Here is a 17,284-nt window from a genome sequence, read left to right as displayed (position 1 = left end):
TCGGCCGGGACCCGCTCCAGCGCCATGACGGCGACGGCGCCCGCGTCCTCGGCGATCTTCGCCTGCTCCGGCGTGACGACGTCCATGATCACGCCGCCCTTGAGCTGCTCGGCCATGCCGCGCTTCACACGGGCGGTGCCGGTCTCGGGAGCCTGGTTGTCGATGGTGGACACGGGTGACCTCACTGAAGGGGAAGAGGATTTCTGCATCCCCGAGGAAACGCGAACGGAGCAGTCCACAGCAAGGGCCAATGCGGAGCCGGTGGATCGTTTTCGCCTGCTGCCGTGTCACGGCGGTGGCCGGACCGGGGTCCGCGTCGCGGCCGGACGGGGGCTCAGGACAGCCGTTCGACCAGGGCCGCGGGCGGTTCGTCGTCCATCTCCACGGCCAGCGGGAACGGGGCGTGACCGGCCAGCCGGAACCAGCGCACCTTGCGGTGCTCGCGCAGCCTGCGGGCGGCTCCCACGGCGTCGTTGTGGAAGCGCCGGGCCATCGGCACCCGCCGCACGGCCTCCGCCAGTTCCCGGGCCGCCTCCTCCCCTCCGGGGGCCTCGCGTACGGCCTCGACCTGGTGCGGGTCCCCGAACACCGCCCGCAGGGCCTGGCTCAGCTCGCTCTCGGCCACCTCCCGCTGCTCCTCCTCGGCCTGCCGGGCCGAGTGCGCGGCCTCGTACAGCACGATCGAGGCGGCCGGGTCCAGTACGCCGGAGGTCGCCAGCTCCTGCGCCACGGACGCCCGGCGCAGCAGCTGTGCGTCGAGCGCGGCCCGCGCGGCGTCCATCCGGGAGTGCAGCCGGTCCAGCCGGCCCGCCGTCCAGCTCAGGTACAGGCCGATGACGACGAGGGCGACGAAGATCCAGACGAGGGTTGCGGTCACGGGCGGCAAGGCTACCGGGGCGCTGCCGCTGGGCTTGGTGGGGTGGATGCGGTGGGGGGCGGTGCCTTGGTGACGTGGGGGCGGTGGGGGGTGTTGTCGGGTTCGGGTGGGTGGGGGCTTTGTGCGCGGTTCCTCGCGCCCCTGGGAGGGGGTGGCGCCCGGGGGTGGGAGGTTCGGGTGGGTGGGGGCCTTGTGCGCGGTTCCTCGCGCCCCTGGGTGGGAGCCGCGCCCGGGGGTGGGAGGTTCGGGTGGGGGGGCCTTGTGCGCGGTTCCTCGCGCCCCTGGGTGGGGGCGGCGCTCGGGGGTGGGAGGTTCGGGTGGGTGGGGGCCCTGTGTGCGGTTCCTCGCGCCCCTGGGTGAGGGCTCGGTCAGTCTCGGGTTGCCAGGCCGAGTCTGGCTCTCAGGCCTGTGCGCTCGTCAGTGGCCACCGCTGCGGCGCCTGCCGTCACCGTTTCGTAGACGGACAGGATGTCCGCGCCGACCGTGGACCAGTCGAAGCGGCGGACGTGGGCGCTGCCCCGGTCGCTGAGGCCGGCGCGGCGCTCGGGGTCGGCCAGCAGCCGCAGCGCGCCCTCGGCGAGGGCGTCCGCGTCCTCGTTGGCGAAGAGGTCGCCCGCGGCGCCCTGGTCGAGCACCTGGGCGAAGGCGTCGAGGTCGGAGGCGAGTACGGGGGCGCCCGCGGACATCGCCTCGACCAGGATGATGCCGAAGCTCTCGCCCCCGGTGTTGGGGGCGATGTACAGGTCGACGCTGCGCAGCAGCCGCGCCTTGTCCTCGTCGCTGATCATGCCGAGGAACTCCACCCGGGAGCGCAGCTCGGCGGGGAGCGTCTCCACCGCCTCCTTCTCGTCACCCCGCCCGGCGACCAGCAGCCGCGTCCCGGGCCGGGCGGCGAGGATCCTGGGCAGGGCCTTCATGAGCACCGGCAGGCCCTTGCGGGGCTCGTCGATGCGGCCGATGAACCCGATGGTGTCGCCCTGCCACTCCGGCTTGGGCTCGGCCTTGGCGAAGAAGTCGACGTCGACCCCGTTGGGGATCACCACCGCGTCCCCGCCGAGGTGCTCGACGAGGGTGCGGCGGGCGTACTCGCTGACCGCGATCCGCGCGCTGATCTTCTCCAGCGCGGCCTGGAGGATGGCGTACGCGGCGATCATCGCGCGTGAGCGCGGGTTGGAGGTGTGGAAGGTCGCCACGATGGGCCCCTGGGCCGCCCAGCAGGTCAGCAGGCCCAGCGACGGGGAGGTCGGCTCGTGGATGTGGACGACGTCGAAGCCGCCGTCGTGCAGCCAGCGCCGCACCCGGGCGGCCGAGAGGAAACCGAAGTTCAGCCGGGCCACCGAGCCGTTGTACGGCACCGGGACGGCGCGCCCGGCGGAGACGACGTACGGCGGCAGCGGGGTGTCGTCGTCGGCGGGGGCGAGGACGGAGACCTCGTGGCCGAGACGGATGAAGTACTCGGCGAGGTCGCGGACGTGGAACTGGACTCCCCCGGGCACGTCCCAGGAGTACGGGCAGACGATGCCGATCCTCACGAGGCGCCCTTCCCGGCGGTGGGTCCGTCGCCGGGCTCGAGGTCGGCGACCCACAGCCGCTGGAGCATGTGCCAGTCCTCGGGGTGTTCGGCGATGCCGGCGGCGTAGGCGTCGGCCAGTGCCTGCGTCATCACCGCCGTCCTCTCGGCCCGGGTGCCCGAGCCGGGCACCTCGACCGGCGGGTGCACCCGGCCGCGCATGAGGTGCGGGCCGTCGTACCAGAGCGTGGCCGGCAGCAGCAGCGCGCCGGTGTGCTGGGCGAGCAGGGCCGGGCCGGCCGGCATCCGCGCCCGCTCGCCGAAGAAGTCGACCTCGACGCCGGTCGCGGACAGGTCGCGGTCGGCGACCAGGCAGACCAGCCCGCCGTCGCGCAGCCGCCGTGCCAGGGTGCCGAAGGCGGAGCCGCCGCTGTGCGGCACGACCTCCATGCCCAGGCCCTCCCGGTAGGCGACGAAGCGGTCGTACAGGCTCTCCGGCTTCAGGCGCTCGGCGACCGTGGTGAAGGGCGTGTGCAGCGCGGTGGTCAGCCAGGCGCCCGCGAGGTCCCAGTTGGCCAGGTGGGGCAGGGCGAGGACGACCCCGCGGCCGGCGGCGAGCGTCTCGGTCACCACGTGGATGTCCTTGACCTCCAGGCCGTCCCTGATCCGCTCGGGGCTCCAGGCGGGCAGCCGGAAGGACTCCATCCAGTAGCGCAGGTAGGAGCGCATCCCCGCGCGCGACAGCTCGGCCAGCCGCTCCGGGCCGGCGTCGGGCAGCACGCGCGCGTAGTTGGCCTCCAGCCGCCGTACGCCCGCGCCGCGCCGCTTCCAGGCGAGGTCGGCGACGCCGCGGCCGAGGCGGGCGGCGACCGGCTCGGGGAGCTTCTTCACAGTGCTCCAGCCGAGCCCGTACAGGGAGTCGGTCAGCCGCTCGGCGGTGCTCACGGGCTCTCGCTCCCCCGGGACGCGCTCTGCGGGGCGACGGCCGCCTCCGCCTCGGCGGACTCGCGGCGCACGGTGACGACGCGCTGGACGAGCGTGACGAGGCTGCCGACGGCGACGATCCACAGGGCGATCGGCAGCAGCACCTGGACGCCCGGCACACCGAAGGCGTGCAGCCCGGACAGACCGGCGGCCACGAGCGAGATCACCAGTCGTTCGGCGCGCTCGATCAGCCCGTTGACGGCGACCGGCAGGCCGATCGACTCGCCGCGCGCCTTGGTGTACGACACGACCTGCCCGCTGGCCAGGCAGAAGATGGCGACCGCGCACAGGATGTCGTCGTCGCCCCGGCCCGCGTACCACAGGGCGAAGCCGCCGAAGATCGCGCCGTCGGCGACCCGGTCGAGGGTGGAGTCCAGGAAGGCGCCCCAGCGGCTGGTGCGGCCCAGCTGGCGGGCCATGTTGCCGTCGACGAGGTCGGAGAACACGAACAGCGTGATGACGATCGTGCCCCAGAAGAACTCGCCCCGGGGGAAGAAGACCAGCGCTCCCGCGACCACACCGGCGGTGCCGATGAGCGTCACCGTGTCCGGACTGACGCCCCGGCGGATGAGAAACGCGGCGAACGGTGTGAGGACACGCGTGAAGAATGCACGCGCGTACTTGTTCAGCATGGCCTTCCCGAGGGTCGGTGTCGCCGGGCGGCCCCTGCTGGCCACCGGCTGGCCCATCGTAGCCACGGGCGCGCGGGTGCGACGGCCGGGCACCCGCACGCGTGCCCGGTACGGCTCAGGGCCGCGCGCGGCGGGCCGGGGCGCGGCCGGCGTCCGTCGTATGGACGCCGCGTGACGGGAGTGGAAAGCTCGAAGGACCGCGGGCGTCGCAGGAGCCGCCAGTGCACGCGGTGCCGCGTGTCCGCGCCCAGAGTGACCTCACCGTCCAGGGAGGCAAGGTTATGGGCGACAAGGCACACACCCACCCCGGGGCCGCCGGCAGGGCTACGGCGGCCGACCACCCCGCGTCCGTACGGAATGTGGTGCTGGTCGGCCACTCCGGATCGGGCAAGACGACCTTGGTGGAAGCTCTCGCGCTGACCGCGGGAGCACTGAACCGGGCGGGCCGCGTCGAGGACGGCGGCACCGTCTCGGACCACGACGACATCGAACACCGCCGGCAGCGCTCGGTGCAGCTCTCCCTGGTGCCCGTCGAATGGGACGGCATCAAGGTCAATGTTCTGGACACCCCCGGGTACGCCGACTTCGTCGGGGAGCTGAGGGCCGGTCTGCGCGCGGCGGACGCGGCCCTCTTCGTCGTCTCGGCCTCGGACGGGGTGGACGGCTCGACCCGCATGGTGTGGGAGGAGTGCGCGGCCGTCGGCATGCCGCGCGCCATCGTCGTCACGCACCTGGAGGCCGCGCGCGCCGACTTCGAGGAGATGACCCGGGTGTGCGCGCAGGCCTTCGGGGCCGACGACCCCGACGCCGTGCTGCCGCTGTACCTGCCGCTGCGCGGGACGCGGGCCCCGGACGGGCACGCGCCCGTGACGGGACTGGTCGGGCTGCTGTCGCAGAAGCTGTTCGACTACTCCACCGGGGAGCGCAAGGAATCCGAGCCGGGCCCGGACGAGCTGCCCCGGATCGAGGAGGCCCGCAGCCGGCTCATCGAGGGGATCATCTCCGAGTCCGAGGACGAGACCCTGATGGACCGCTACCTCGGCGGCGAGCAGGTCGACGTCAAGACGCTGGTCCAGGACCTGGAGCGGGCCGTCGCGCGCGGGGTGTTCTTCCCCGTGCTCGCCGCCGCGCCCGCCGCCGAGGGCGCCCGGCAGGGCCTGGGCACGGTGGAACTGCTGGAACTGATCACCGGCGGCTTCCCCACCCCCCTGGAGCGCGCGGCGCCCCGGGTGACCACCGTCGACGGCACCCCGCGCGAGCCGGTCGCCTGCGACCCGGACGGCCCGCTGGTGGCGGAGGTGGTCAAGACCTCCTCCGACCCCTACGTGGGCCGGATCTCGCTGGTCCGGGTCTTCTCGGGCACCCTGCGGCCGGACGAGACGGTGCACGTCTCCGGGCACGGCCTGGCCGACCGGGGCCACGAGGACCACGACGTCGACGAACGCGTCGGCGCCCTGTCCACGCCCTTCGGCAGACAGCAGCGCCCGGTGACGCACGTCATCGCCGGGGATCTGGCCTGCGTGGCGAAGCTGACCCGCGCGGAGACCGGCGACACCCTCTCGGCCAAGGACGATCCGCTGCTGATGGAACCGTGGGAGATGCCCGACCCGCTGCTGCCGGTCGCCATCCAGGCGCACAGCAAGGCGGACGAGGACAAGCTCTCCCAGGGGCTGGGCCGGCTGGTCGCCGAGGACCCGACGATGCGCCTGGAGCAGAACCCGGACACCCACCAGGTGGTCCTGTGGTGCCTGGGCGAGGCGCACGCGGACGTCGCCCTGGAGCGGCTGCGCAGCCGGTACGGCGTCCAGGTCGACGTCGTCCCGCACAAGGTCTCGCTGCGGGAGACGTTCGCCGCGCGGGCGGCCGGGCGCGGCCGGCACGTCAAGCAGTCCGGCGGGCACGGGCAGTACGCCATCTGCGAGATCGAGGTGGAGCCGCTGCCCGGCGGCTCGGGCATCGAGTTCGTCGACAAGGTCGTCGGCGGCGCCGTGCCGCGGCAGTTCATCCCGTCCGTCGAGAAGGGCGTGCGGGCCCAGGCCGCCAAGGGTGTCGCCGCCGGTTATCCGCTCATCGACGTGCGGATCACGCTGCTGGACGGCAAGGCGCACTCGGTCGACTCCTCCGACGCCGCCTTCCAGACCGCCGGCGCCCTGGCGCTGCGCGAGGCGGCGGCCGACGCGAGGATCCACCTGCTGGAACCGGTGGCCGAGGTGACCGTGCTGGTCGGCGACGACTACGTCGGCGCGGTGATGAGCGACCTGTCCGGCCGCCGGGGCCGGGTGCTGGGCACCGAACAGGTGGGCGCCGGGCGGACCCTGGTGCGGGCCGAGGTGCCGGAGTTCGAGATCGGCCGGTACGCGGTCGACCTGCGCTCCCTCTCGCACGGCACGGCGCGTTTCAGCCGTGCCTACGCGCGGCACGAGCCGATGCCGCCGCAGATCGCGACCCGCATCCGCGAACAGGCGGGAGAAACCGCCTAGTCGGGAGCGCGCGGCCCGGTGGCGCGCTCCCGCGCGGTCACCTTCGTGCGGGCGGACGGCTTCGGCCGTCCGCCCTTCCGAAGTCAGTGGCTGCGGATACGCTGATCACCTGGCCCGTCGTGCCGCGTCGGTACGACGGCCGGTCCAACAGGTGTGCGGGGCAGGGAAGTCGGGAAGGCCGCAGGAGCGACACCGGCGGCGAATCGGGGGCGGGTATGTCCATGGGAACCGAGTGGGACGGGCCGCAGGTGCCCGTCTCCGGCGACGAGGGCCAGGCGGCCACCTTCGCCCTGGCCTCGGTGGCCTACCGCGACAACGCGATCGAGGACATCAAGGCGGCCGACAACGAGTGGCACGAGTCGACCGTCAAGGCGGGCCGGCTCACCCTGTTCCGGCCGAACCTCGGCGAGGCCTTCTCCCGCGCGGTCGTCGACCGCATGCTCACACCGGGCCGCAAGCCGCTCATCCAGTCGTTCGGCACCGAGCCCCAGGTCGTCGTGGAGCACTGCCTGGCGGCCAACAACATCCGGCGCGAGCGCGACAACCGGCTCGCCGTGGTCATGGCGCTGTGCGGGCTGATCTTCCTGCCCGGCCTCCTGGTCTGGCTGCTGATCTTCCAGGTGCGCACGCTGGTCGTGCGGGCGAACGGCAGGCGGGCGGGCGCCCTCGCCACCGCGCTGCTCCTCGGCGTCGGCACGCTGGCCGTCGTCTTCCTGCTGAAGATGCCGTTCTCGGGCTTCTGGGGATGGTATTCGCGCGGTGCCGTCATCGCGCCCGTGCTGGGCTGGTTCTGGGCCAAGCGGATCTGCGAGAGCACCGCGCACGACCTGCGGGCCCGCTGGGACGGGCTGCTGTCCGGGACCAGCGTCGGCGCCAAGGTGCCCGACTCCGTGCCCCGCAGCCCGGGCGAGACCGCCGCCGAGCAGGTGCGCCAGTCCCTGGCCCGGCTCAGCGCCGAGCAGAACTCCAACTCCGTCTTCTACGCCGGCCCCAAGGGGATACTCGGCATGGGCACCCGCTGGGGCGCCTGGCAGCTCGCGGAGGACCTGGTGCCGGCCGACCCCACCCGGGAGATCCACCCCTTCCGCAGCTGGGACGTCATACGCGCGATCCACGACCAGCTGAAGATGCTGGAGCGCGGCCCGCTGAACACCGGCGGCTTCACCAAGCCCTCCATACGGCACTGGATCGTCACCCCGATCGGCGAGAACGCCAAGGCCGTCTCCCGCCCGGACGGCACCGACGTCGAGGCCTATCAGGTCAAGCCGCACGCGATACAGGAGATCTGCAACAAGCAGCAGTTCGGCAGCGGTGACCGGCACTACCTCGGCGTGCAATGGACGCTGTGGGACGGACAGCTGGTCATCACCATGCTGATCACGGTGACCGTGCTGCACGAGACGCTGCGCATCGAGGTCACCGGGCACGCGCTGGGGCCGGTGCACCCGCTGTTCACCTCGAAGCCGGAGGCGCCGGCCCGGGAGGTCTCCAAGTCCCTCAAGCCCTGGGAGACCCGCACGATCAAGCTGCCGCTGGTCACCGCCGACGAGGTGGTACGGGTGTCCTCGCGGGCCCTGCTCACCTGGTACCCGCCGGCGCTCACCTGGCTCGGTGGCTCGCTGGGGCTGCCGGAGCCGTTCGGGCTGCGGCACGTGTGGGCCGACAAGCCGTGGCGGCACCGCTTCATGGCCGACGACGCGCTGCGCGCGGCCACCCCGGTGCTGCGGGTGGTGCACTCCGCCGCGATCCGGGTGCTGGCGGAGAACGGCGTGGACACGGAGAAGTTCGGCACGCGCTCGTCGTTCCTCAGCACAGCGGTGCAGGACCCCGCGCCGCGCAAGGCCGACCTGTACGACGCCTGACGGCGGCAGCGGGGACGGCGGCGACGGGGAGGCGGCAACACCGACGGCGACCGGGGAGCCCCGGCCGGGGCGCCCGGGCAGGTGGGCGGCCCCGGCGCCGGGGCTAGGCGGGCCAGGCCTCCGCGAGCATCTTGCGGGTGTCGGCCAGCAGCTGCGGGAGCACCTTGGTGTGGCCGACGACCGGCATGAAGTTGGTGTCGCCGCCCCACCGCGGAACGATGTGCTGGTGCAGGTGGGCGGCGATGCCCGCGCCGGCCACCGTGCCCTGGTTCATGCCGATGTTGAATCCGTGCGCGCCGGAGGCCGTGCGCAGCGCGGTCATCGCCTGCTTCGTCAGCTCGGCCAGCTCCGTGGTCTCCGCACCGGTCAGCTCGGTGTAGTCGGCCACGTGCCGGTAGGGCACGGTCATCAGGTGGCCGCCGTTGTACGGGTAGAGGTTGAGCACCGCGTACACGTGCTCGCCGCGCCGGACGATCAGCCCGTCCTCGTCGGACTGGGCCGGGAGCGAGCAGAACGGACAGCCGTCGCCGGCCTCTGGGCCGCTCGGCTTGTTCTCGCCCTGGATGTAGGCCATCCGGTGGGGCGTCCACAGGCGCTGGAACGCGTCCTGCGTCCCCACTCCGATCTGCTGTTCCGGCTCACTCGTCATGCAAGGCAGCATATGGCTTCGCCCGTTCGCGGCGTGTCGCCGGGGCGGCGGGAAGGCGGCCACCGGCCAAGCTTGGCCGGTGGACGTCGACAGCCCCGCGGCTCGCTGGGAGCAGCGCACCGAGATCCCGCTCTTCATGGCGTCGCTGGTCTTCATGGCCGCCTATGCCACCCGGGTGCTGGCCGTGGGACTGCCGGCCGGCTGGCGGAACCTGTGCGGGGTGGCGATGCTCACCCTCTGGGTGCTGTTCGCCGCGGACTACGTGGTGCGCTGGCGGCTCGGCGGGCAGCGCTTCGCGCGCTTCGCGACCACCCACCTGCTGCACACGGCCGTGGTCGTGCTGCCGCTGCTGCGCCCGCTGCGCATCGTTCCGCTGTACGACGTCATCCAGCGCCGCCAGGGGGAGCCGCGGCTGTCGCTGTACGCCCGGGTGATCGCCTACGCCAGCCTGTCCACCTTGCTGCTCGGCTTCGCCGGCGCCCTCGCGGTCTACCAGCAGGAGCGCGGGGCGCCGGGCGCGACCATGCGGACGTTCGGGGACGCGGTGTGGTGGGCCGCCTCGACCCTTAGCACGGTCGGCTACGGCGACATCACCCCCGTGACCACACTCGGCCGGGTGATCGCGACCGGGATGATGGCCTGCGGGCTGGGCCTGCTCGGGGCGGTGACGGGGTCCTTTTCGTCCTGGCTGATGCAGGTCTTCTCCCGCGAGGGCGACGAAAGGCCCCCGGGGCGGTGATCCCCGGGGGCCTCGCGGACGGTGCGGGTCAGACCTGGGTCCGCTCCCGCACCACCTCGGCGATCTTGGCCAGGGCGGCGTCGAAGGCGATGCCGTTCTCCTGGGAGCCGTCGCGGTAGCGGAAGGAGACGGTGCCCGCGTTCATGTCGTCGTCACCGACGATGACCATGAAGGGGACCTTCTGCTTCTGCGCGGTGCGGATCTTCTTCTGCATCCGGTCCGAGGAGGAGTCCACCTCGACCCGCAGGCCCTGCTTGCGGGCCTCGGCCGCGAACTTCTCCAGGTACTCGACGTGCGCGTCACCCACCGGGATGCCGATCGCCTGGACCGGGGCCAGCCAGGCCGGGAAGGCGCCGGCGTAGTGCTCCAGGAGCACCGCGAAGAACCGCTCGATGGAGCCGAACAGCGCGCGGTGGATCATGACCGGGCGCTGCTTGGAGCCGTCCGGGCCGGTGTACTCCAGGTCGAAGCGCTCCGGCAGGTTGAAGTCCAGCTGGACCGTCGACATCTGCCAGGTGCGGCCGATCGCGTCCTTGGCCTGGACGGAGATCTTCGGGCCGTAGAAGGCGGCGCCGCCCGGGTCCGGGACCAGCGGCAGGCCCTGCTTCTCGGCGACCTGGCGCAGGGTCTCGGTCGCCTCCTCCCAGGCCTCGTCGGAGCCGACGAACTTCTCCGGGTCCTTGGTGGACAGCTCCAGGTAGAAGTCGGTCAGGCCGTAGTCGCGCAGCAGGTTCAGGACGAAGGTGAGCGTCGTGTCCAGCTCGTCGGCCATCTGCTCGCGGGTGCAATAGATGTGCGCGTCGTCCTGGGTGAAACCGCGGGCGCGGGTCAGGCCGTGCACGACGCCCGACTTCTCGTACCGGTACACCGTGCCGAACTCGAACAGGCGCAGCGGCAGTTCGCGGTAGGAGCGGCCGCGCGCGTCGAAGATCAGGTTGTGCATCGGGCAGTTCATGGGCTTGAGGTAGTAGTCCACGCCCTCGTCGAGCTGCATGGGCGGGTACATGCCGTCGGCGTACCAGTCCAGGTGGCCCGAGGTCTCGAAGAGCTTCCCCTTGGTGGCGTGCGGGGTGTAGACGAACTCGTAGCCCTCTTCCTCGTGGCGGCGCCGCGAGTAGTCCTCCATGACCCGGCGGACGATGCCGCCCTTGGGGTGGAAGACGGCGAGGCCGGAGCCGATCTGCTCCGGGATGGAGAACAGGTCCAGCTCGTTGCCGAGCTTGCGGTGGTCGCGCTTCTCGGCCTCGGCGAGGAAGTCGAGGTGTGCCTTCAGCTCGTCCTTGGACGGCCAGGCGGTGCCGTAGATGCGCTGGAGCATGGGGTTCTTCTCGCTGCCGCGCCAGTAGGCGGCCGCGTTGCGCATCAGCTTGAAGGCCGGGATGAGCCGGGTCGAGGGCAGGTGCGGACCGCGGCACAGGTCCTTCCAGCACAGCTCGCCGGTCTTGGCGTCCAGGTTGTCGTAGATCGTCAGCTCGCCGGCGCCGACCTCGACGTCCGCGCCGTCGGCGCTGTCCTGGACGGCGGCCGAGCCCTTGAGGCCGATCAGCTCCAGCTTGTACGGCTCGTCAGCCAGTTCCTCGCGGGCGGCCTCGTCGCTGACGACGCGGCGGGCGAACCTCTGCCCGCGCTTCTGGATCTCCTGCATCTTCTTCTCGACGGCCTTGAGGTCCTCGGGCGTGAAGGGCCGCGCGACGTCGAAGTCGTAGTAGAAGCCGTCCTTGACGGGCGGGCCGATGCCCAGCTTGGCCTCGGGGAAGAGTTCCTGCACGGCCTGCGCCATGACGTGCGCGGTGGAGTGGCGCAGGATGTTCAGGCCGTCCTCGGAGGAGATCTCGACGCCCTCGACGGTGTCGCCGTCGCGCACCTCGCAGGTGAGGTCCCGCAGCTCGCCGGCGATCCGCGCGGCGATGACGGTGCGCTCGCCGGCGAAGAGGTCGGCGGCCGTAGTGCCCGTCGTCACCACGCGTTCTTCCCGCTCGGAATCGCGCTGGATGATCACACGGACGTCTGACACCGGTCTCTCCTGACTGAAGGTGGGTGCGGGCGCCGTACCAGGAGCGCGCGCACCAGGGATCGTACCGACCCGACCCCGCCGACCGCGAAACGGTTACGGCCCGTCCCCGGCCGGACACGGCCCCGCGGCCGGTGCCGCGCGCGCTCAGCCGTCGGCGCCGCACGCCTCCTCGAAGCAGTCCGGGTTCTCCTGGAGCGACTTCATCAGCCGGTCCCGCTCCGCCTCGTCCACCTGCACGGGGATCACCCCCGAGGCGCCGCCGAGCCGGCTGAAGCCGCCCCGGCTCTCCAGCCGCCCGTGCACCCGCACCGGGACCCCGGCGAGGTGGGCCTGCCCGGCGACGCGGTAGTCCGCCTCGCCGAGGGCGACGCGCAGGTGCGGCACCTCGGCGCCCGCGATCACCCGCAGCCGTACGACGCCCTCCCCGTGCGGTCCGGACCGGCGCAGCCGTACCACCGTCCCGGTGACCCGCACCGGCACCGACGGCTCCGCGCGCCGGTAGCGGGCCCCGGCCTCGCGCAGCACGGGCAGGTCGCCCGGGGAGAACTCCACGGGTTCGGCCCAGGCGGCGCAGCCCTCGGGGACTCCCGCGGCCGGCGCCCAGTCGACGGCGACGCGGGCGCCCTCGGTGCCGCGGACCAGGGAGACCAGCGCCTCGGTCAGCTCGCGGCTGACGCCCGCCTCGACGGCACCGTCGAAGGCGTCCATCCGGCCGGTGGCCCGCTGGTAGTCGACGGCCTCGCGGGCGGCGTAGAGGGCCTGGTGGAGGCGGACCGCGAGCGGGCGGCCGGCGGCCACGGGCAGGAAGGCGGTCAGCCGGCGGCCGCCCGCGGCCGGGCCGACCAGGACGTCGTCCAGCAGCGCGGCGGCCGAGCGGCGGTGCCGGGCGCCGTGGTAGCCGGCCCGCGCGCGGGTGGCGAGGGCGCCCGCGAGGAGGGTCTGGCGGGCGGCCGCGCGCACGTGCTCCTCGGCGGTCCAGGAGGCGGCGCCGGCGGGCCCGCCGGGTACGTCGCGCCACCAGCGCACCTCGTCGCTGGGCACCGCCAGGCAGAGGAGGATCTCGCGCGCGGACGGGCCGGTGCTGCGGGAGAGGGCGAGGAGGACCTCGCCGAGCAGGTCGTCACAGTCGGGGAAGTCCCGGCTCTCCGGCACCAGCAGGCTCGTCCCGGCGCCGCCCGGCTCCGGCGGGGTCCAGCGGCCGTAGCGCCCCGCCGCTCCCCCGCGCCGCTGCCAGCCGTGCCGGCGCAGCAGGGCGGCCAGGACGGCCGGGTCGACCCGGGCGGGGTCGGGGGGACGGTTCCAGCGGACGCGGGCGAGGTGCGCGGGCGGGGGCGCGGCGGGCTCCCGCCGGGTCTCGTCGTACGGGCGGTGCCTCATGGTCTGCCTCCCGTCCCGACCCGCGTCATGATCCCGCACAGCGCCCGGTCGTCGAAGATGCGCGAGGTCGGTATCCGCACGGTGGTCCGGGTCCGGCCGGTGACGGGGTGGCCGGCCAGGTCGACCCAGTAGCAGCAGTGCCGCAGGTCGAGGCGGTCGTGGCCGGCGCGCAGCCAGTCGTCCTGGGACCGGGGGACCAGCATCACGACGAGGATCTTGTGGACCGAGACGGGTGTGCGGGCGAGCTTGCGCAGGTGGTCGTTGTCGAGGGTGAAGGAGAAGAACGGGCCCGTGGGGTGGGGCGCGATCTGGTACGTGCACTTCAGCTGCACCTTGATGGTCACCTCGTCGTCGACGGTGTGTCCGGGCGCGCTGTGGCTGACGTGCCAGTCGATGCCGTTGTCCGGGAACGGCTGGGACAGCGAGCAGCCGGCCGCGGCGGCGACCGCGTGCAGATAGCCCACCTGCAGTGTCTCCATGCACGCGGTGGTGGCGAGCGTGCCGCGAAGGGGGCCCGTGCGGTCGGGCAGCAGCCCGCCCCGCTCGGGCTGGGCTATCGCCATGGCCAACAGCCTTCCGAGCCAGGTGTTTCCCTGTGCCGGGCCGCTGAACTGCAAAGACCCGCACTCCTGTTGTGTCCTGTCGGCGTACGGCGCAAACGGCCCGGGTATCACCAAACGGGCAGCGGACGGAGCATCAGCTGCCGTGGGTGAGCGAGGAGTTGGGTGCGCATGACGTGCTGGTACGAGGGGCCTCTGGCCGCCTTCGACACGGAGACGACGGGCGTCGACGTGGAGACCGACCGGATCGTGTCGGCCGCCGTCGTCGTCCAGGACGCCCCGGGCACCCGGCCCCGGGTGACCCGCTGGCTGGTGAACCCGGGTGTGCCGGTGCCGGAGGCGGCGACGGCGGTGCACGGGCTGACGGAGGAACACCTGCAGCGCAACGGCCGCTGGCCGGCGCCGGTGATGTACGAGATAGCCGAGGCGCTGGCGGAGCACGCGGCGATGGCCCGCCCGCTGGTGGTGATGAACGCGCCGTTCGACCTGACGCTGCTGGACCGGGAGCTGCGCCGGCACCGCGCGTCCACGCTGGAGCACTGGTTCGACCCGGCGCCGCTGCGGGTGCTCGACCCCCGGGTCCTGGACAAGCACCTGGACCGCTACCGCAAGGGCCGGCGCACCCTGACCGACCTGTGCGAGCACTACGGGGTGCCGCTGGAGGGCGCGCACGACGCGGCGGCGGACGCCCTGGCCTCGCTGGAGCTGGTACGGGCCGTGGGCCGCCGCTTCGCCACCCGGCTGGAGCGCCTGTCCCCCGCCGAGCTGCACACGCTCCAGACCACCTGGCACGCGGCGCAGGCGCGGGGGCTCCAGGCGTGGTTCGCGCGCAGCGGCTCGGAGGAGACCGTGTGCACGCAGTGGCCGGTGCGTCCGGAGCTGGGGGCGGCGGCGTAGAGCGCCGGCCGGAACGCAGCGAGAGCCGGTCCGCCGCTGCGGACCGGCTCTCTCCCGGTGGGCGATACTGGGTTCGAACCAGTGACCTCTTCGGTGTGAACGAAGCGCTCTCCCACTGAGCTAATCGCCCGGGAACGCAGTGAACAATACAGGGCCGGGCGGGCCGGGTTCAAACCGCTCGCAGGTGGCGCAGCAGTCCGCGGTGCCCGGCCCGCATCATCAGCCGGTGGTTGGCGCGGAACAGGGGCCGCCCGGGCACGGCCAGTCTCCTCAGCAGCGGCTTGCGCACGTCCACGACCTGGTCGTACCGGGCCAGGCAGCCGGGGCCGTCCGGGGTGAGGGTCCAGCGGGCCCAGCCGTCCAGGTCGCCGGACAGGTCGACCGTCAGGACCCCGGCGGCCGGATCGCGGCGCACCGCACGGGCGGTGAAGGTCAGGGCGTACGGCAGCGCGGAGCGGACGGTGACGACACCGGTGCTGTCGTCGACCCGGGTGACGGTGCGGACCTGCGGCCACCAGCGGGGGTAGTCGTCGGCGCGTTCCAGCGCGGCGTACACGCGGGCGGGCGGCGCCGGCAGCGGCCACAGGCTGCGGAAGCGGTAGTGCGTCCAGTCCATGGGACGAGTCTGCCCCGAGCGGCGGCGCCGACCCGGTGCCGCATCCGGCTCGCCCCGGCGCGAAGCTGACCCGGGCTCAGGCGGCCCCCCGCGAACCGGGATTCGAGGCCGGGCGGAATCCCTGTCTTGTCGTACTTCCGAAGGAAAGTGACGGCATTCCGGAAAGCGGCCGGGGATTTCCGCCGGCGGGCCGCTTCCGGAGTTCTCCCGGAACCCTTTGGACACGGCTGGAAGTCGCTTTTGGCCTTGATCTCCGGTACGCCTTCCCGAAGAGCGCGATGCTCCGGTTGATCCTTTCGGCCCCGCTGTTCACCACCGCGCGCGGAGTAACGGATCGTCACCGTCCGGTTCCGGACCTCGCTGTCGCCGCCGGGCGGTGCGCGCCTTCGGAGCGCGTGGCGGCCCCGGCAGCGGCGGCACCCCTGGCATCCCTGACGGCCGGACGAGCCCGGACACGACTCCGGCCCACCTGCTGTCGCAGGTGGGCCGGTGTTCCGGGTGGGCGATACTGGGTTCGAACCAGTGACCTCTTCGGTGTGAACGAAGCGCTCTCCCACTGAGCTAATCGCCCGGGCGCAGGAAGAACATTACCCCATGTCACGGGGTGCCCCGGACCAGCACCCCGGCGGTGCGGCCGCCGCACGTCCCCGCGCGGTCGGCGCGGCCCGCGCTCCCCCGCCGGTACCGGACGGCTCGCGCGGGGCAGGGATCACTGGTGCTTCATGTTCCAGGGCATCACGGCGCCGAACTTCCACAGGTAGACCCCGACCAGGGCGCCCACGATCACCAGGCCCGCCGACATCAGGATGATGTTGCGCCGCCGCACCTTGGGGTCGAGCGCCCGCTGGGCCGCCTCCGTGACCTTGCGCTTGGTCCAGCGCAGGACGAGCTGGGCCCAGACGAACTCGGTCGCCCAGATCGCCATGCCCCCGAAGATCACCACCCAGCCGGGTCCGGGCAGCGGCAGCAGCACGACGCCGGCGCCCACCACCGCGAGGCCGATCAGGAACACGCCGACCTGCCAGCTCAGGTGCAGGGCGCGTCGCTTCCTGACGAACTCCGGCGCCCGGGACCCGAGCCCCTGCTCGTCCCTGCCCTCGTCCCCGGCGTCCCCGTGGCCCGGGTCCCCACCGTCCCTGCCGCCGCTCCGGTCGCCCCCGTCAGCGCTGTCCAGCTCTGTCTCACCCGCCTCGGTACGCTCCGCCGCCACGGCGGTCTCACCGCCCAGTTGGTCACTCCCCGTATTCATACGACCAAACCCTACCCGAGTGAAACCAGTCACTGGAATGGCCGTAGATCTCGTACGCACCCTCGGCCGGAAGGGTTACGTAAACACACGCAAAACGCTCAGAGGGGTTTACAACGGCACCGTAGGTGGCATGTCGATTTCGCCGACGTGCGAATCCCCGAGCGCACACTGAGCGAAAGGCCCTGGCGCTTATGAACACCACGGTCAGCTGCGAGCTGCACCTGCGCCTCGTTGTGTCGAGCGAGTCATCCCTGCCTGTCCCCGCAGGCCTGCGGTACGACACGGCCGACCCCTACGCCGTGCACGCCACCTTCCACACCGGAGCCGAGGAGACCGTCGAGTGGGTGTTCGCCCGCGACCTCCTGGCCGAGGGGCTGCACCGGCCCACCGGAACCGGCGACGTCCGCGTCTGGCCCTCCCGCAGTCATGGCCAGGGCGTCGTGTGCATCGCCCTCAGTTCGCCGGAGGGAGAGGCCCTGCTGGAGGCCCCCGCGCGGGCCCTGGAGTCCTTCCTGAAGCGGACGGACGCGGCCGTGCCGCCCGGCACGGAACACCGTCATTTCGATCTTGACCAGGAGCTGTCGCACATCCTGGCGGAGAGCTAGGCCGCGGCCCCTCGAAGCCGCCCGGCGCCGTCCACTCGGGGAGACGGCGCGGGCCAAGACAACAACATCACCCACAACCGCATACGGCACCGTCGACGCCGCCACCGTGAGGTCCAGCACGGTGCGGCGTCGCGCGTGCGTGCGGGAACGCGCCCGGATCCGGGGCCCGACCGCATGCTTTCCGGCCGCGCCCGAGGTGACTGACGGTGACCGAATCCGGCCGCGGGAACCGT

The 17,284-nt window shown here is 72.8% G+C and carries 15 protein-coding genes, 2 tRNA genes and 1 pseudogene; 5 read left to right on the top strand and 13 right to left on the bottom strand.

The genetic code is table 11. The features are described from left to right. The 5 genes and pseudogenes from ACZ6CZ_RS24065 to pgsA form a co-directional block, all read right to left on the bottom strand. Positions 1-209, bottom strand: a pseudogene (locus ACZ6CZ_RS24065) (pyridoxal 5'-phosphate synthase lyase subunit PdxS); the annotation flags it as partial. Between the two features lie 125 nt (positions 210-334). Continuing rightward, positions 335-877 carry a LemA family protein gene (locus ACZ6CZ_RS24060; RefSeq protein ID WP_469024643.1) on the bottom strand — a complete coding sequence of 181 codons (543 nt, stop codon included), beginning with the start codon at positions 875-877 and terminating at the stop codon, positions 335-337. Between the two features lie 368 nt (positions 878-1,245). Beyond that, positions 1,246-2,409 (bottom strand): glycosyltransferase family 4 protein, encoded by a 1,164-nt coding sequence (locus tag ACZ6CZ_RS24055; RefSeq protein ID WP_469024641.1) that lies wholly within the window; start codon positions 2,407-2,409, stop codon positions 1,246-1,248. Then, positions 2,406-3,332, bottom strand: a complete 927-nt coding sequence (locus ACZ6CZ_RS24050) for a phosphatidylinositol mannoside acyltransferase (RefSeq protein ID WP_469024639.1) — start codon at positions 3,330-3,332, stop codon at positions 2,406-2,408. Before ACZ6CZ_RS24050 ends, ACZ6CZ_RS24055 begins: the two co-directional genes overlap by 4 nt. Further along, the gene (pgsA, locus tag ACZ6CZ_RS24045) at positions 3,329-4,060 is read right to left on the bottom strand and encodes a phosphatidylinositol phosphate synthase (RefSeq protein WP_469024680.1); all 732 of its coding nucleotides are present in this window, start codon (positions 4,058-4,060) and stop codon (positions 3,329-3,331) included. Before pgsA ends, ACZ6CZ_RS24050 begins: the two co-directional genes overlap by 4 nt. Before the next feature lie 224 nt (positions 4,061-4,284). Here pgsA and ACZ6CZ_RS24040 point away from each other — a divergent pair, with 224 nt between their 5' ends. Continuing rightward, a complete protein-coding gene (locus tag ACZ6CZ_RS24040) occupies positions 4,285-6,483 on the top strand; it encodes an elongation factor G-like protein EF-G2 (RefSeq protein WP_469024636.1) in 2,199 nt (732 codons plus the stop codon). Positions 6,484-6,698: 215 nt separating this feature from the next. Further along, positions 6,699-8,345 carry a hypothetical protein gene (locus ACZ6CZ_RS24035; RefSeq protein ID WP_469024634.1) on the top strand — a complete coding sequence of 549 codons (1,647 nt, stop codon included), beginning with the start codon at positions 6,699-6,701 and terminating at the stop codon, positions 8,343-8,345. Positions 8,346-8,448: 103 nt separating this feature from the next. Here the strand turns inward: ACZ6CZ_RS24035 and ACZ6CZ_RS24030 are convergent, their stop codons facing one another. Beyond that, entirely contained in the window at positions 8,449-9,006 is a 558-nt protein-coding gene (locus ACZ6CZ_RS24030; RefSeq protein ID WP_469024632.1) for an HIT family protein, read from the bottom strand. Between the two features lie 67 nt (positions 9,007-9,073). On the opposite strand from ACZ6CZ_RS24030, the gene ACZ6CZ_RS24025 reads away from it, so the two are divergent. Continuing rightward, positions 9,074-9,733 carry a potassium channel family protein gene (locus tag ACZ6CZ_RS24025; RefSeq protein ID WP_469024629.1) on the top strand — a complete coding sequence of 220 codons (660 nt, stop codon included), beginning with the start codon at positions 9,074-9,076 and terminating at the stop codon, positions 9,731-9,733. Between the two features lie 28 nt (positions 9,734-9,761). On the opposite strand, the gene thrS is transcribed toward ACZ6CZ_RS24025, so the two are convergent. The 3 genes from thrS to ACZ6CZ_RS24010 all read right to left on the bottom strand — a co-directional run bounded on the left by thrS (position 9,762) and on the right by ACZ6CZ_RS24010 (position 13,687). After that, entirely contained in the window at positions 9,762-11,747 is a 1,986-nt protein-coding gene (thrS, locus tag ACZ6CZ_RS24020; protein WP_469024627.1) for a threonine--tRNA ligase, read from the bottom strand. 144 nt (positions 11,748-11,891) lie between these two features. Beyond that, positions 11,892-13,124: a hypothetical protein gene (locus tag ACZ6CZ_RS24015; protein ID WP_469024625.1), complete on the bottom strand. Its 1,233-nt coding sequence runs from the start codon at positions 13,122-13,124 to the stop codon at positions 11,892-11,894. Next, entirely contained in the window at positions 13,121-13,687 is a 567-nt protein-coding gene (locus ACZ6CZ_RS24010) for a DUF4365 domain-containing protein (RefSeq protein WP_469024622.1), read from the bottom strand. Before ACZ6CZ_RS24010 ends, ACZ6CZ_RS24015 begins: the two co-directional genes overlap by 4 nt. Positions 13,688-13,855: 168 nt before the next feature. Between ACZ6CZ_RS24010 and ACZ6CZ_RS24005 the strand changes: the two genes are divergently transcribed. Continuing rightward, positions 13,856-14,581 carry an exonuclease domain-containing protein gene (locus ACZ6CZ_RS24005; RefSeq protein ID WP_469024620.1) on the top strand — a complete coding sequence of 242 codons (726 nt, stop codon included), beginning with the start codon at positions 13,856-13,858 and terminating at the stop codon, positions 14,579-14,581. Between the two features lie 58 nt (positions 14,582-14,639). On the opposite strand, the gene ACZ6CZ_RS24000 is transcribed toward ACZ6CZ_RS24005, so the two are convergent. From ACZ6CZ_RS24000 to ACZ6CZ_RS23985, 4 genes are all read right to left on the bottom strand, one after another. Continuing rightward, positions 14,640-14,711 (bottom strand) — tRNA-Val (locus ACZ6CZ_RS24000). A gap of 39 nt (positions 14,712-14,750) precedes the next feature. Then, positions 14,751-15,197 carry an SRPBCC family protein gene (locus ACZ6CZ_RS23995; protein WP_469024617.1) on the bottom strand — a complete coding sequence of 149 codons (447 nt, stop codon included), beginning with the start codon at positions 15,195-15,197 and terminating at the stop codon, positions 14,751-14,753. 499 nt (positions 15,198-15,696) lie between these two features. Then, positions 15,697-15,768: transfer RNA gene (locus ACZ6CZ_RS23990), tRNA-Val, on the bottom strand. A 138-nt stretch (positions 15,769-15,906) separates the two neighbouring features. Beyond that, positions 15,907-16,446, bottom strand: coding sequence for a TIGR02611 family protein (locus ACZ6CZ_RS23985; RefSeq protein WP_469024614.1), 540 nt, complete (start codon positions 16,444-16,446; stop codon positions 15,907-15,909). Between the two features lie 191 nt (positions 16,447-16,637). Here ACZ6CZ_RS23985 and ACZ6CZ_RS23980 point away from each other — a divergent pair, with 191 nt between their 5' ends. Beyond that, positions 16,638-17,051, top strand: coding sequence for an SsgA family sporulation/cell division regulator (locus tag ACZ6CZ_RS23980; RefSeq protein WP_004002642.1), 414 nt, complete (start codon positions 16,638-16,640; stop codon positions 17,049-17,051). Positions 17,052-17,284 lie beyond the last annotated feature (233 nt).

The sequence above is a fragment of the Streptomyces sp. NPDC041135 genome (assembly GCF_055592085.1).
Note: the sequence above shows the minus strand (reverse complement) of the source record. Positions and strands in the feature narration are given on the sequence as shown.